The sequence below is a fragment of the Methanobrevibacter sp. genome (assembly GCF_030539555.1).
In the GTDB taxonomy this organism is placed as follows: Archaea; Methanobacteriota; Methanobacteria; order Methanobacteriales; family Methanobacteriaceae; genus Methanocatella.
This window is the reverse complement of record NZ_JAUNXX010000001.1, coordinates 67,911-84,020: the sequence shown is the minus strand read 5'-3', so window position 1 is coordinate 84,020 and position 16,110 is coordinate 67,911. Positions and strand designations below refer to the sequence as shown.

At 35.7% G+C, this 16,110-nt stretch carries 15 protein-coding genes; 14 read left to right on the top strand and 1 reads right to left on the bottom strand.

Translation table 11 applies throughout. From position 1 onward, the window contains the following. Entirely contained in the window at positions 1-1,302 is a 1,302-nt protein-coding gene (locus tag Q4Q55_RS00320) for a phenylacetate--CoA ligase family protein (RefSeq protein ID WP_303370830.1), read from the bottom strand. Positions 1,303-1,524: 222 nt separating this feature from the next. Here Q4Q55_RS00320 and Q4Q55_RS00315 point away from each other — a divergent pair, with 222 nt between their 5' ends. From Q4Q55_RS00315 to Q4Q55_RS00250, 14 genes are all read left to right on the top strand, one after another. Continuing rightward, positions 1,525-3,399 (top strand): hypothetical protein, encoded by a 1,875-nt coding sequence (locus tag Q4Q55_RS00315; protein WP_303370829.1) that lies wholly within the window; start codon positions 1,525-1,527, stop codon positions 3,397-3,399. 218 nt (positions 3,400-3,617) lie between these two features. Next, positions 3,618-4,328 (top strand): DUF2162 domain-containing protein, encoded by a 711-nt coding sequence (locus Q4Q55_RS00310; RefSeq protein WP_303370828.1) that lies wholly within the window; start codon positions 3,618-3,620, stop codon positions 4,326-4,328. Positions 4,329-4,344: 16 nt separating this feature from the next. After that, positions 4,345-4,989 carry a MotA/TolQ/ExbB proton channel family protein gene (locus tag Q4Q55_RS00305; protein ID WP_303370827.1) on the top strand — a complete coding sequence of 215 codons (645 nt, stop codon included), beginning with the start codon at positions 4,345-4,347 and terminating at the stop codon, positions 4,987-4,989. 7 nt (positions 4,990-4,996) lie between these two features. Further along, positions 4,997-5,323, top strand: a complete 327-nt coding sequence (locus Q4Q55_RS00300; protein ID WP_303370826.1) for a DUF2149 domain-containing protein — start codon at positions 4,997-4,999, stop codon at positions 5,321-5,323. A gap of 105 nt (positions 5,324-5,428) precedes the next feature. Then, positions 5,429-5,860 carry a hypothetical protein gene (locus Q4Q55_RS00295; RefSeq protein ID WP_303370825.1) on the top strand — a complete coding sequence of 144 codons (432 nt, stop codon included), beginning with the start codon at positions 5,429-5,431 and terminating at the stop codon, positions 5,858-5,860. 55 nt (positions 5,861-5,915) lie between these two features. Further along, entirely contained in the window at positions 5,916-6,233 is a 318-nt protein-coding gene (locus Q4Q55_RS00290) for a transcription factor S (protein ID WP_303370824.1), read from the top strand. A gap of 190 nt (positions 6,234-6,423) precedes the next feature. Further along, complete coding sequence (locus Q4Q55_RS00285; protein WP_303370823.1) at positions 6,424-7,311, top strand: hypothetical protein; 888 nt, start codon at positions 6,424-6,426, stop codon at positions 7,309-7,311. A 94-nt stretch (positions 7,312-7,405) separates the two neighbouring features. Then, on the top strand, positions 7,406-7,633 hold the full coding sequence (locus Q4Q55_RS00280; RefSeq protein WP_303370822.1) for a hypothetical protein: 228 nt from the start codon (positions 7,406-7,408) through the stop codon (positions 7,631-7,633). 243 nt (positions 7,634-7,876) lie between these two features. Further along, positions 7,877-8,278, top strand: coding sequence for a methylated DNA-protein cysteine methyltransferase (locus tag Q4Q55_RS00275; RefSeq protein WP_368660123.1), 402 nt, complete (start codon positions 7,877-7,879; stop codon positions 8,276-8,278). Between the two features lie 14 nt (positions 8,279-8,292). Then, on the top strand, positions 8,293-9,849 hold the full coding sequence (locus Q4Q55_RS00270) for a ClC family H(+)/Cl(-) exchange transporter (RefSeq protein WP_303370821.1): 1,557 nt from the start codon (positions 8,293-8,295) through the stop codon (positions 9,847-9,849). Continuing rightward, positions 9,850-10,350, top strand: coding sequence for a nitroreductase family protein (locus Q4Q55_RS00265; RefSeq protein ID WP_303370820.1), 501 nt, complete (start codon positions 9,850-9,852; stop codon positions 10,348-10,350). It begins immediately after the preceding gene. 13 nt (positions 10,351-10,363) lie between these two features. Then, positions 10,364-12,316 carry a HEAT repeat domain-containing protein gene (locus Q4Q55_RS00260; protein WP_303370819.1) on the top strand — a complete coding sequence of 651 codons (1,953 nt, stop codon included), beginning with the start codon at positions 10,364-10,366 and terminating at the stop codon, positions 12,314-12,316. Between the two features lie 24 nt (positions 12,317-12,340). After that, positions 12,341-12,985, top strand: a complete 645-nt coding sequence (locus Q4Q55_RS00255) for an Ig-like domain-containing protein (protein WP_303370818.1) — start codon at positions 12,341-12,343, stop codon at positions 12,983-12,985. A 123-nt stretch (positions 12,986-13,108) separates the two neighbouring features. Then, a complete protein-coding gene (locus Q4Q55_RS00250) occupies positions 13,109-15,967 on the top strand; it encodes a hypothetical protein (RefSeq protein ID WP_303370817.1) in 2,859 nt (952 codons plus the stop codon). Positions 15,968-16,110: the final 143 nt, after the last annotated feature.

Sequence of the window (16,110 nt, the reverse complement as noted above, 5' to 3'; positions counted from 1 at the left end):
TTAGTGCAGATTCCTTTCGTCAATTACTCTTTTTGCTTTTCCTTCAAACCTAGGTAGGGTTTTTGGTTCAACAAGTGTTACTTTCACTCTGATGCCTGTTTCATTTTCAATGGATTTCGCAATTTTTTGCTGAATTGCCATCATCTCTTTAACGCCGTCAAAGAAAATGTCCTGTGATGCTTCCACTTTGACTTCGATTTCATCCAAAGTTTCAGGTCTTGTAACTATAATCATGTAATGAGGCTCTGCATCACCTACCTTAAGCAATGCTTTTTCGATTTGTGATGGGAAGATAGCTACTCCCTTAACTTTAATCATGTCATCAGACCTGCCGGTAATTCTGCTCATTCTGGCATGTGTTCTTCCGCATTCACATTTTTCATAAGTGAGTTTTGTCAGGTCTTTAGTTCTGAACCTTATTACTGGCATTCCTTCTCTTTGAAGATTTGTAAGAACCAGTTCTCCAGGCTTTTCAGCTCCAATGACTTTTTCGGTTTTTGGATCGATGATTTCAGGATAATATATGTCTTCTGCAATGTGCAGACCTTTCTGCGCACTGCATTCTATTCCGACGCCAGGTCCCATCAGTTCGGTTAGACCATAAATGTTGTATGCTTTGGTGCCGAAGAGTTCCTCCACTCTTTGTCTTATCTCTTCAGTCCAGCCTTCAGCTCCAAATCCGATAGCTTTGAGTCCTAACCCTTTTGGATCAATTCCATCCTCAAGGGCAACTTCCGCCAAGTGAATGCCGTATGAAGGAGTAAAGATCAATCCGGTTGTGCCGAAGTCGCTCATAATTTCGATTTGTCTGCGTGTCTGGCCGGTGGAAATCGGAATGATTGCGGCCCCAACTTTATGGGATCCGTAGTGAACGCCAAATCCTCCTGTAAACATTCCGTAACCGTGGGTGTTTTGCAGGATATCGTCTTCACCAATTCCCATCATGGTTAATCCGCGAGCTATGGTTTCGGCCCATGTATCAAGGTCTTTTTCTGTGTATCCTGATACTACAGGTTTTCCTGTTGTGCCTGATGATGAATGGAGTTCTTTAATTTCTTTTATGTCCACTGCAAAAAGTCCGAAGGGATAACTTTCCCTCAGGTCATCTTTTGTGATGAACGGCAGTTTTTCAATATCTTTTAATGTTTCAATATCTTCAGGATATACTTCAGCTTCACTGTATTTCTGATTATAGTAGGGTATTTTATTAAATGCTCTTTTAACAGTTTCTTGAAGCTTTTTCAATTGCAATTCTTCAAGATCTTCCCTGGGCATTGTCTCAATTTCTTCATTCCAATACATATTTTGCCTCATTATTTTTTAATATAATCTAATATATTATTTTTTTAACTTTAAAATTTTTCTAGTTTAAAATTGAATTTTATCGTAACTTTTTTTTAAAATAAAATCAATACATTAAACCAGTAATGCTTGTTTAATATTGGTTTAATAGTAAACGGGTATTACTAATTTGATGTATGTATAATTGCGCAATTTGATTATACAAAAAATTAGGAGTAATTCATGATAAAACACGGTGTTGTTATGGTTACTTCATTGATTTTGGCTCTATGTTTGCTTGGAGCTGTTTCAGCAAGTGATATAACTGCATCGGATGTTGACACACAATCGATTAATCAAGAAGATACTCAAATTGAAATTGCACAAAGTAGCGATACATCAACTGTGGAAGTTGAAAATAGTGTTTCTCAGTCCTGCGAGGAGGACATTATATCAAATTCTGCATTTGAGGAATTAGAAGAACATATTGAAAGCATTTCAATAGATTCTAATGTTGATGAAAGTGAAAATGTGATTTTAATAGATGACAGTGACGAATCTTCATATGAATATTATGATTCAAGCTATTCGGATGATGATGAGTTATTGGATTTGGATGTTGAAGAGATTGTTGCGATTAATTTGGATAATGATTTAGTCATTTCAGGATTGGTCAACGATAACTCAGCGTCTTTTAGTGGTTATGAACTTGGTTATGATGTAACAACAGCTGCTTGTGAATTATTGGATTTCGAATCTGCAGAGGATATCTTAGTAATTACAACTGTCGATTCAACCGAAATTACTGATGTAACTACCGAAAATGTTTTAAATGGAATAGTGGATGCTTCTAATGGATATGTAACTTATGAAAAAGGTAATCTTGTAACATTATCTTCATTGAAATCAGATTTAATAAACATCGCTTTCTTTATTAAGAAAGGAGAATCTCTCACTATGGCGTTCTATAATAATGGAGCTATTACTTCATTATGTTCTGGTGATGTATGTTCGCAAAAATACGTTGATCTTTGGAATATTGTGGAATCCTGGATTGATGCTTTTGAAAAAGGTGCTGAGTTTGATGAAAGTCTCCAGCATTTTTCACTTGAACAGGAATTTGGGCAGGATATGGCTCAACCGTTGTTAGGATATAATAATGAGATTGAATCATCTAATGATTTATTGGGTATTCAACAAGACTCTGATGGTGATGCATTTATTTGGTCAATAGATAAGACTCCAGATAAAAGTGCGTGCTTTAGTGCTGATTCAAAAGAAAATGAATCTTTAATTGGGTTAAATATGGAGAATAACACTTCTGAAAATGGGATGATTACCGTAATGAGTTATGATCAATCAAATTCTAAACAGATATTGAAAGTAGAAAACAATTTAAATCCTGATGTTCATCAGACAGGCGGTCTTGGAGGTAAAACTTCTGGCACAATAACTCCAGAGGACATTAAACAGATTGGTGTTGATGCAGCCAGAAAAGCTATAGCCTATTTCAGGTCACGCGGCATTGATGTTATAAAAGATTATGAAAATTTTTATATTTTCACTTCAGCAGGATATGCTACAATTGAGGGTTTAAGCACTCAAAAAGCTATCAACGGACTTCTGGAAGTTTTCGGGTCCCGAATAAGTGATAATATATATCTGATTCATACTCCATTATGGAAGGATTTAGTATTCTATTTCATATGGGTAAATGGCGCCAATAATAAAGACTACATATCTTATGCCTTGAAATATGATTCAAATCAAAAAGAATGGATTGTTTCAAGTTTATGCAAAAAACAGGGAGATGCAATAGCTTATGAATTGGGCTTATTCGACAATAATCCTGTTCATCCGGACCCTTATCGTCCGGACGCACATCCAAAAGCAATTCATTTGAAAGATTTAGATGTGGGTTCATTAGCAAACAGCACTAACGCAACCAAAAAAATTGGTAAGGATACCAATGCTTCCAATGCAAGTATCAAGGATGTTAGTGACAAGATTGTTGATGAGCTTCCTGCAAGCAAGGTAAATCCGTATAATATCGTATACACTCTTGCTTCCGTATTCATGGTCTGTGCTTTATTTGGTGTTAGTTATTCAAAACCTTAAATTATTATATTTCACGCAAGTGAAATATTTTTTTTATTTTTTTTATTTCCTGCATTGTTGCACTTTTTTTCTAATCAAAAAGGTTTTATTGTTGTATAAGAAATATTATATTGATGGTTGTTTAGTTACACATCGTTTTTTTAAAAAATTTATATACTTTATTTAACTAATATTTAACTGTAAATTTTTAAAATTTATTTGATAATGGGGAATTTAATATGGATATGATGAGTGTTTTATGGCAAGTAGGTATTTTTGCATCAGTTATGGTTTTTGGTGTAAAAATCGGTTTGGCTTCAGGATTAGCTAATTTGCCAAAGAAATTATTTGCAGTAATCTGTATTGCTTATGGTGGCGGGGTAGTTGCCATTTCAGCTGTTGCAGCATTATTTGCAGAACAGTTAATACAGGCAATATACAGTTATAATTCAATTTTTTATATTATCATGGCTTTAATAATGATTATTGCAGGTCTATTTACAATAAGAGAGTGGAAAATACATGATAAAAATACATCCACTGCCACTTCCATAGCTATTATAGCTCCTTGTCCATGTTGTTTTGGTTCAATTATTGCAAGTGTTTTGGTTGTTGCACCAACAATCGGTGTAAGTTCACTTGATTTGAGTTGGTATGCGGCAGCCGCTTTAGTTGCTGTCATGGTTGTAACTTTTCTGGCTTCCAATACAATCATCAGGTTTATCAACAGACCTTATCCGATTGTTTTAGGTAACTTCATGTTGTTGTTGGGGGCTTATTTCTTACTTTCAGCAATTGTAATTCCAAACATCGCAGGAGTTTTAACTAAAACTTTAAGTCCTATTAGTATAGCTTCTCCTCAGGATATCCTTATGGTTATATTGGCATTTGCCATTCTGATTGTTGCGGGTATCGTTTTGACTAAAAGAGGGAGAAGCATTTTAGAATAATTATTAGGTGAATTATATGGCTTTGAATATTCCAGGTGGGGAGTTTTTAACAGGTTCTCTTGATGTCATCTCACAGAGTCTGACCATTCCTGTATTGGTTATACTGCTTATTATTGTAATCATAACTATCATTAATTTGGGTGGTGTGATTGCTGAGTATACTTCAAGAAGAAAGGTTCCTGTAGGCACCATTAGAGATTTGATTTATGATATCAATGCGGCAGGTTCAGTGGATGAGTTGAAAAACATCATTTCATCTGCTAAAATACCTAAATCTCAGAAAAAGGTTTTATCAGAAATAGCATCTTCTGAAAAGTTAGGAGATTCTTCAAGAGAGGCACTGGCACGTAAATTATTTGAATTTGAGGAAGAAAAAACTTTAAGCACTTTACAAAAAACCGATATTATTACTCGTATCGGACCTACTTTAGGACTTATGGGTACTTTAATCCCGATGGGTCCCGGACTTGCAGCATTAGGTGCCGGTGACATCAACACCCTTGCAAGTTCCTTAACAGTTGCTTTCAACACAACTATTGTAGGTATTGGTTCCGGAGCATTATGTTATGTTCTCGGAAAAATAAGATCAGGATGGTATGACCGTTATTTATCTGATTTGGATGCTTTGATTGATGCTGTCTTAGATTATATGAACAAATAGTGATTTTATGGTTAGAAAACAAAGTAGAAGACGATCTAAAAGAGTTGAAGAAGACCCGATGGCAGGTACATCCAACCTAGTGGATGCAATGCTTGTCATTGCTGTTGGTTTTCTTGTTTTTGTTATCATAAGCTGGAACATGCAGGCAATGATTGACCCTGATCAGAATGTTCAGGAGCAGATGCAGCAACAGCAGCAGGTAAAGGAAGTTGACCAAGGTCAACAGCTGAATGAGACTCCAGACACTTCAAACAGCTCAGGTCAGGGTTATACCGAGATGGGTAAAGTTTATAAGGACCCTGCTACGGGTAAGCTGATAATGGTGGAAGGCTAAACCTTTCACACAAAACTTTTTTTTTTAAAACAAATTCTTAAATCTTATATGCTTTAAAGTACAAACATTAATATCACTTAAAAGTATATTGGATTTGGTGGAAATATGATTAGTAGGACTTTTTTGAGAGCTACAATAATTAATTTTATCACTGCATTTATTGTGGCAATTGTAGCATGTTATTTTCTCATTGAATTTAAGCTTACTGATGTGATGTATATAGGAAGCCTTTTCGGACTGTATTTTTTAGTGGTTTTCGGAATAGATATCATGATTGAATCCGGAGAGCTGCCAAACAACAAAAAGAGATTTATTTTCGCAGTAGCATGTATTGTCGTTTTTGATTTGTTGTTTTTGCTTTTAATTCCATTGCTGTTTGGAGCTAACGTTTTTGACCCCTTCGATTATCTTGTAATGGTTTTTGATGGTGTCCGATTTGATTTGATATTGAATGTATATTTCTACCTGATTGTATTTTCAATTCTGATGCTGATATTCAACTACATATTGTACAAGTGGGATATCCATAAGCATTAGGCAATTTACTTTCAATTAAATTGATACTTATTAATTTTTAACGGTGTTTAATAATATGGAATTCTGTCCTGATTGTGGTGCAATGTTAATGCCTGATAAAGGTAAGGTTAAATGTAGATGTGGTTATGAAAAATCATTGACTTCTAAGGATATTGAAGAGCAATACACTTTTGAAGGGGAAACCAATCCCGAAGCAAAAGTTATTGTTACTGATAGAAATAATGTTGCTCTGCCGACTACAAGGATAACCTGCTACAAATGCGGAGGAACAAAAGGCTACTGGTGGACAGTACAGACAAGATCTGCTGATGAGGCGCCGACTAATTTTATCCGATGCGCCAATTGCGGCAACACCTGGAGAAGCTCCAATTGAATTTAAAGCAAAGGGTGTTCATTAGCATTAATATTTTTTTCTTGATTTTATATTGTAATATTGATTTTATCTTGTAATATTTACTTAATTTTAAAAATAAACTTTATATACTTCTTAAATAATAATATTAAAGTACAAACATGTTTGATTTTCAAATTTAGTCGGCTTAAAAATAAATTGGTGGTTGAACATGGTACGTGACATTCATGACATATACGATGTAATTTTGAAAATTATCATTTCAGTTTATGGAAAACACTTTTTAAATTACATTGGTATTGATGAAGATATTAAAGAAGTATTGAATGTGGAATTAACAACATTAAATGGGAATAAGTTATATTTGGATTTTTTGTGTCTATTGAAAAATGATACTATATCTCATATTGAGTTTCAATATCCAAAATCTCAACCCAAACATTTGGATAGGTTTTTCAACTATAATATAGTTGCACAGGCAAAATATCAAAAAACAGTAGATACTACCATATTTAATTTCACCCATAAATTAGATGATGAAAAACCTCAAAGAATGGGGCAAACGAAATGTTTCATTCCAAGTCGGTTCTATTTGGGTGATGTTAACTTTGAAGAGTATATTAGAAATATTAATATAAAGCTTGAATCAAATACACAATTAAGTCATTCTGAAGAAATTACATTACTTTTAATGTCTCTTAATCCTAAATTTGATAACAAATATAATATACTTCACGATATCTCAAAAATTATAGAAAAAAAGGAATTGTTTGATAAAAATCGGTTTGAATTTTTTAAATCAGTTGTAGAACTTGAAATAGAAAATTTTCTTACAAAAGATGAACAAAATAAAATAAGTGAGGGGGTAAAAATGACTCCAAAAGCGATGGATGTTGTAACTCGGGCTATTAATGAAGTTAACCAGAAGGTTTTGGCTGAAACTAGGGAGGATGCTTTGGCTGAAGGTAGAGCTGAGGGTAAGGCTGAGGGTATAGATGAAGCTACTGGAAGTATTGCTAAAGCTTTAAGAAATACTGTTGACCTTAAAGATTTATCTATAGCCACTGGTTTAACTATTGATGAAATTAAAAGATTATGATGTATTTTTTTGAAGTATCTTTTCATGAAAAATGTAATTATTGGGATAAATAATTTTATCCTTCATTTTTTTTTAATAATGAGGGGTTGTTAAAATGACTCCAAAAGCGATGGATGTTGTAACTCGGGCTATTAATGAAGTTAATCAGAAGGTTTTGGCTGAAACTAGGGAGGATGCTTTGGCTGAAGGTAGAGTTGAAGTTAGAGCTGAGGGTATAGCTGAAGCTACTAAGAAAATTGCTAAAGCTTTAAGAAATAATGTTGAACTTAATGAGTTATCCAGAGCCACGGGCTTAACAATTGAAGAAATAAGAAATTTATGATTAAAAATTTTTTCGAAAAGTGTTCAATACATTGGATGTTAGTCCGATAATGATGAATGACTTAAATCATTCCTTGATATGCCCTCAAAATATTTCAATGATTAATTTACTTATTTTTTCATCAATAAATTTTAAATAATATCGTGTTCAAAATAGCTTTACCTAATGTGGTGATGTTAATGGCTCATAAAAGCTTCAATGAAAAATTAAACGATTCAAAAGATATGCCTAGGATTGTTGAAATTGAAGATGAAAAATCCATTAAAAGGTATGGGGCTCCCGAATGTTGATAGCTCCTCTTTGGAGTACAATGAGATTATGGCTCAGATTCCTGAAGGTAAACTCATCACGGCCAAGCAAATTAGGGACTTTCTTGCAGATAGGCATGATGCACAATTCCCATGTCCCATGACTGCGGGAATATTCATTTCTCTTTGCGCACAAGCCAGTTGCGAGAGAACAGATGATAGAATTTCATTCTGGAGGACTTTAAAATCAGAGGGGGAGTTGAATCCAAAATATCCCGGTGGAATTGAATATCAAAAGGAAAAACTTTCAAAGGAAGGTCATACTTTCACAAAGAAAGGCCGCAAGAATATCCGATATTTTGTTGAAAACTATGAAAATAATTTATATGATTTATAATAAACAATTAATTGATGAAAAATCTTGAAAAAACATTAAAGTCAGTGGTTGAAAATCCAAAATATATTTTTCGCTTAACCGTTCAGGGCGTTATGGTGGGCATATTCGCAGGATTAATGGTTTGCTTATATAGATTTTTACTTTATGGCTCTGAGCATGTTTTGAGAGATTATTTAACTGTTATTAATGGAAATATTCTTTATACAATTTTATTTTTTATTGCCCTTGCAGTTATGGGTCTTCTGGTAGACTTTTTAACAAAATGGGAAGTTGACTCTGCCGGAAGCGGCATACCTCAGGTATATGCTGAGGTGAAAGGCCACATGGAGGCCAATTGGGCAAAAGTTCTTTTTTCCAAAATCGTATCTGGGGTCCTAACAGCTTTGGGTGGACTGTCACTTGGTCCTGAAGGTCCTTCCGTTCAGATTGGAGGTATGGCCGGTAAAGGTGTTGCAAGATTATTCAAAGGATCCAAAACCGATGAATTGAGACTGATTCTTGTCGGGTCTGCTGTCGGTATTACAGCTGCATTCAATGCACCGCTGGCTGGTGTAATCTTTGTTTTTGAAGAAATAAATCACGGTTTTGATAAAACTCTGGTGTTCATCGCACTTGTTGCCGCCATTGTATCCGATTTCATATCAAAGGTCATCTTTGGTCAAGCAACTGCACTTAGCTTTCAGCTCATGAACATTCCCCTCGAATCCTACTGGATTTTAATAATTCTGGGAATAATCATTGGTGTATTGGGTTATATCTACAATGTGGGAATGATTAAATCAAGTGATTTTGTCTCTAAACTCAAAATTCCCTCATGGATTAAATTTGTAGCGGTATTCATGGTATCAGGTGTTGTGGCATTGGTGATGCCGGAAATCAGTGACGGCGGACACTTCATGATGGATTTATTGGGAATAGCAATGCCCTCTTTAGGCGTATTGGTGATATTGCTGCTTTTCAAGTATCTCTTTTCAATGTTTTCATTCTCATCAGGAGCTCCTGGAGGGATATTCCTACCGATTCTTGTATTGGGTGCCTATATTGGAGCAGTATTCGGATCTGTTGTTGTTCCGGCATTCGGCTGGCAGCATTCCTTGATTTACAAATTTGTAATAATTTCAATGGCCGGATTTTTCGCAGCAACTGTCAGGTCTCCTATAACAGGCATTGTTCTTCTGGCCGAGATGAGCGGTTCAACCGAATCGCTGGTGGCAATGATTATCGTGTCTCTGATAGCTTATGTGGTTCCGACACTTTTGGGAAACGAACCTATTTATGAATCATTGTATGACAGGTTGCTTTTAAATAAAAATAGGGAATTTGTTAAAAAGCCATCCAAACATGTATTGTCTGAATATGTCGTTCCCCTGGACTGCAATTATATCAACTTTAAAATTAAGGATATTCCGTTTCCAAAAAATGCAATTGTAGTATCAGTAATTCGAAACGGCAAATATGTAATTCCGACAGAGGATTTCCATATAAAATACTCCGATCAGGTAAACATTTTGACTGACGTTAATGATTATCCATTCGTCAGAGAGGAAATTGAAGAATTATTTGGTGGTTAAATGAGTTTAGTTTTTAAAAGACATAGTGTGCGCAAGTTCAAGGATGAAAAAGTTTCCGATGATTTGATTGAAAACTTGCTGAAAGCTGGAATGCAGGCACCTTCATCCTGCAATTCGCAACCATGGGAGTTTATCGTTGTTTCAAAATCAGAAGATAAACAGACAATTTCAAAGATGCATAAGTTCGCCACCCCTGCAGCGGGAGCGTCACATCTGATTATAACATTGGGAAATCTCAACCGGGCCAGAGTAATAGGAATGATTGAACAGGACCTCGGGGCATGCAATGAAAACATACTGCTTCAGGCAACACATGAAGGCCTGGGTGCAGTCTGGCTGGGTTTTCATCCGATAGAAGACAGGACATTGAAGTTAAAGGAGTATCTTAACATTCCGGATTACTGCATTCCCTTTTCTGTAATCTGTGTGGGATGGCCGGAAAGTAAAGGAAAAGTGAAAAGCAGATGGGATAAGTCCAAGGTTCATTTTGACAGGTATTGATTGGTGTGATTTGATGGGTTTATTTGATAAAATTATAAAACCGAAATGGAAACATAAAGACCATAAAGTAAGGCTTGAAGCGGTTAAAAAATTGGATGATCAAAATAAATTGTCTGAAGTTGCAATAAATGACTCCGAAGCAGATATTCGTTTGGCTGCAGTCGAACGTATCAGAAACGATCTGATCTTATCGGACATCATTAAAAAAAGTTCAGATGAAAACGTTTGTCTGGCTGCTGTTGAGAGAATAAATGATGATGTTCTATTGGGTGAAATTGTAAAGGACGATACAATGGGCATCATATCTAAAAAGGCAGTTGAAAGTATAACAGATGGGGGTGTCCTGGCGGAAATTGCAATCAACGATGAATCCGAATACAACAGACTCAAAACTGTTGAAAGAATGAACGATTTGGTATTGTTGTCGGATATTGCTCAAAATGATGCAAATGCGGGCATTCGCCGTGAAGCCGTAAAGGGAATAGAAGACCAGGACTTGCTTGCAAGCATTGCTCAAAGGGATAAGAGTGCAGGAGTTCGCCTTGAAGCAGTCAGGGGACTGAGTAACGAAAACGTTTTGGCTGATGTTGCCAAATATGACAGGAATGAAAAAGTTCGCCTTGAAGCTCTTAGAAAGGTTCATGATGAAACACTCTTGATAGATATTGCAAAGAATGCTGAGGATTACCTGATTCGTCTTAAGACTGTGGAGGGCATTGATGATGAGGATGCACTGATTGATGTTGTTGAAGGCGATGAGGATTCATGGGTTCGTCTTGAAGCTGTAAAAGGAATAGAAAAGCAGGATTTCCTCTCAGAGATTGCAAAATTTGATGATGACACTTTAGTTCGTGAAGAAGCATTGAAAGGAGTTAGCGATGAAAATCTCCTTGCAGACATTTCGAAAGATGCAGAGGATTCATGGATTCGTTTGGAAGCTGTCAAAGGAATTCAAAATCGCGAGTTGCTGGAAGACATTGCTTTATATGCAATGGATTCATGGGTGCGCATCGAAGCCATAAAAGGAGTTTCTGATGAAGGCATTCTGGTGGAAATCATCAACACTGACAAGGACGCATGGGTTCGCCGGGAAGCTCTTAAGGGCATTGACAATGAAATAATACTTGAAGATGTTGCACAAAACGATAAGAACTATTATGTCCGTTGGGATGCCGTTAAAAGAATAAATGATGAAATAATATTAGAGAGCATCGCCAAAAAAGATGAAAATTTCAATGTTCGTTTTGAAGCTGTAAAAAAAATTGAAAACGACGATTTGCTGGCCGAAATCTCAAAAGAGGCTGAAGATTCCTGGGTGCGTCAGGATGCCGTTTGCGGCATCAGTGATGAAGATACTTTAGCTGATGTTGTTAAAAATGATAAGGATCCTTGGGTTCGTCTGGAAGCTCTAAAAGGCATAAATGATGATGATTTGATATCTGATGTTGCACAAAACGATAAGAACTATTATGTGCGGATGGAAGCTGTTAAAAGAATTGATGATGAGGAACTGCTTTCAGAGATTGCTCAAAATGATTCTCATTCATGGGTTCGTCGTGAAGCTGCGAATAGAATATCTGACAGTGAAACTCGCCAGGACCTTGAATCGGAACTTGATGAAAAGGACCTTCTTGATGTCAAAAACAATGCGCTATACAAAAAGGTAACCGATTACACAATAAGTGAATTTGAACGGGAAGAATATATTGAAGAGATTGTGGACGAGAAGATATTGAGGATTCTTGCACGCGATAAAAACTTATATGAACTGAGGGTAAAGGTTATCGAACGCATACACAATCAGGAATTTCTTAAAGACCTCTATTATGATACCTCAGAAGGCCACGTTCGAAGATCAATTGTTAATAATATTACTGATAAGGAATTTTTACGCTTTATTTATGCTAATGACCCTGATATTGGAATTTCCATTCAGGCATTTACTTTATTAGGGGAGGAGTTCTAATATAATATATGAAGGTGATTCGATATGGATAGAAAAATTGTTATTGTTCTAGCTATTGTTGTAGTCATTGCAGTTCTGGTGGGATTGGTGGCTCTTAATCCAAACCAAGGCAAAGATGCAACCTCAATCAATATCTTAACTAGTTCTGCCTTAAAAAATGGGGATGCAGTTAAGTTTCAGCTGACAGATTCGAAAGGAAATTCCATTTCAGGTGAGGAAATACTCATCTCATTAAGTGACGGTGAAACTAAAAACAACTATTCCATTACAACCGACAATGACGGTCGGGGCAGCTTGGTTTTAAAGGATATGGCTCCTGGAAATTACAGCATAATGCTTTCGTATAATGGAAACGATAAATATAATGCATCCAATGTTGTTCAAAAACTTGTGATTGAGGAAAATGACACGGTCTCTTCTAACCAGACAGCTCAGGTTGAGGAAACCACACATTCTCAGGAAAATTCATCATCAGCTGATGCCAGTTCCTCTTCACAGGAATCCAATTCATCCGGCGATTCAATATCTTATGATTCAAAATTAAATGTGTACTATGACAGTGAAGGTACTGTTGTTGACCCTGATGGTAATCATGGTATGGGTGTCGGTGAAAAATATGAGGATTTGGTCGAACATTCCAAAGATGTTGATGAAAATGGTTTAAACTGACATTTCAAATCATTTTTTTTATTTTTTTATTGCTTTTTTTTAGATTATTTCCTTTTCAAAAGAATTTTATATACACTTTATCAAATATTTATATATATCTTGAAAAATTAAAGGAGATTAATCATGGTAAAATACCTAAAAAGAAGTTTGGTACTAATTTCAATACTTTTAATTCTGACAATAGGCATTGGGATGGTTTCAGCTTCAGATGATGGTCTTGATATTGTTAAAAACGCATCATCTGCAGATTTGATGGCTGACAATGCTCAGGATAGCGGTACCTTTTCAGATATTAGGGAAGAACTCAAAAATGCCGATGAAAATGGCACTGTATATCTCAAAAAGCAATCTTACGTTGCTTATAAGTCTGATTTGGATAACAACTTGAGAATTAATGTAAACAAATCCGTAAGGATTGTCGGAACAAATCAAACCACTATCAGTGCAAATGGTGGTTATGGAATATTGAACATCTCAAATGCAGCCAATGTTCTAATTAAGGACATTAAATTCAGCAAATATGAAAGCAATTATGCAATACTAATCAAAAGCTCAAATGTAACATTTGAAAATTGTATTTTTGATAACAATCCTTCCAGCATGGGAGCTGCCATAAACGTTTGGGGCAATGAATTGGACACAACAACAAATATCATAAACTGTACATTCAATCACAATATCGCCCGTTGGGGTTCAGGAGCCGTTGGAGGAGCAATTGCAATTGGACTGAGTGATGTTGCAGCCACAACCAATATTATCAATTCCACATTCATAGACAATAGCGCTTACAGGGGAGGAGCAATATACGTTTCTGGAAATGATAAAAAAACAGGTTATCTGATAGTTGACAACTGTAATTTCATAAACAATTACATAATTCCCAATCCTGTCGATTATGAACCTGATGAGATAGCTGGTGCCGACATTGGCGTCTGGCAGACCAATAACTATGAAGTTTCAATAACCAATTCCAATTTCACCAATGAAAAATACTCAGGAAGCGGAATGCATGAGGAAGGATTAAATGAAGCGTCTTTGCTTTTATCCAATTCCAAAAACAACATCTCAAGGTGTAATTTCGTCAACTCCACAATCAATTTCAATGACACTGAAGCCAATATTGAAAGCTGTGATTTTATAAACTCAAACATAGAATTGTATCTGGATTTACTTGGTGGCGAATTGCCGGATTATGCTAACATGAATTTGAACATCCACGATTGCAGTTTCATTAACGGAACTGTTGACATTGGAATTGGTCTGATTGCAAATTCAAGATTCACCAATACTCTGGTCAATAAGGAATCCCAGAATGCACTCACAGTTGACAATTGTGATTTCAGCTCCAAATCAATTTTGCTCGTCTCATCAAAGGCAACTGTTAAAAACTCCAAATTCACCAATTACACATACATCGGAAGCTCTTCTTATATTGATTTGGCAATTGACAATTGCAGCTTCGCCAACGGCATGGACATATGCGGAGGAGCAATCAATATTGCAAGGTATGATGAAGGAAGTCTTGCTAAAAAAGAATCCAAACTGACTATTTCCAACTCCAAATTCGAAAACAACACTGCAAGATACTTCGGAGGGGCAATATTTATAAACGCCTTCAATACAGCAATTGAAATATCCAATTCCATCTTCGTCAATAACTCCGCACGTAATGGGGGAGCCATTTACGCAAACCAATCCAGCGGAAAGGTTAAAAATTGTATATTTGCGGACAATAAAGCTCAAAACAATGACAACATCACTGATGAGTTTTTTGCAAAACAGGGCGATATGTATATTAAGTATATATTCAGCTATTATGACGATTTATATTCAGTTGATTTGGAGGACTGGAGCGGAGAATATAACCTCCCTAGATTTACCTATGGAAGAAATATTATAGATAAGGGACTTGTCAGAACAGACTATTACGGGTCATGCATTTTTGCAGACAACATAAATATCGACAGTAACTTCTGGGGAGTAAATGCCATTTCTTCAGATGAGCTGATATTCAACAGACTCATCAATGATAAACTAAACCCTGCAACATGGATTAACTATAATGGCTCATACATTTCAAATAATGGGACAAAAGTATCCAACATGCCCGATTATGCTGCCAAAGCCATAACCAGACAAGCAATAATCAACATTACACAAAAAGGCAGTTACTTTGGAAACGTCAGTGTCAGCATAGAATTGCTGGACGGTGAAACTAAATTGCCGATTTCCAATCAGGAGATTATAGTCACATATTCCAACGGTCTTTTTGGCCACACATTCACCGATGAAAATGGAATGGCCAAATTCGCCATTGAAAGTGATGCTGGAAAAGTCGCAGTCCTTGTAATTTCTGAAATTCCGGATTATAAGGTGGCTAAAGAAATTCTGACAAATGTCAAAATAAACAAGCTTCCCTTGACCGGAAAGGCAGGAAAACTCACAACCACATATAATTCAGGAAAGACAATTTCCATAACACTTTCTAAAAAAATAAAAGGCATAGATTTGGCTGTTAAAGTATTCACTGGTAAAAAATACAAGGTTTATCATGTTTTCACCAACAAGAATGGAGTAGCAACATTCAAGGTAAATTCCAAAATCAATGTTGGAAGCCACAATGTTGAAATTACCTCAGCAGATCCTAACTATTCTTTAACAAAAATAAAAACAACAATTAAAATAACCAAAGCAAAAACAACCGTTAAAGCTCCTGTTGTTGCTCACAAATACAGAGCATCAAAATTCTTTAAGGTAACCGTTAAAGATAAGGCAACTAAAAAGGCTGCAGGTTCCATTAAGGTAAATCTCAGAGTATTCACAGCCAAAACATACAAAACATACTCTGTAAAAACAGATAAAAAAGGTGTAGCCAAATTCAACACCAAATTCCTGGCTGTGGGCAAGCATAACGTGATAATTTCTTCCGGAAATTCCAACTATGCAATTTCCGCCAAAAGCGTAATTACAATTAAAAGATAGACTTATTTCTATCTTATCTTTCTTTTTTTAATCTAATTCAATTAGGCAATTTTGAACCTCTCAGGCTTAAAGAAGCCGGAGATTCTTAGGCCATGCATATTGTTTTGTCAAAGCATTTCCATTCATATGAATATATGAATTCG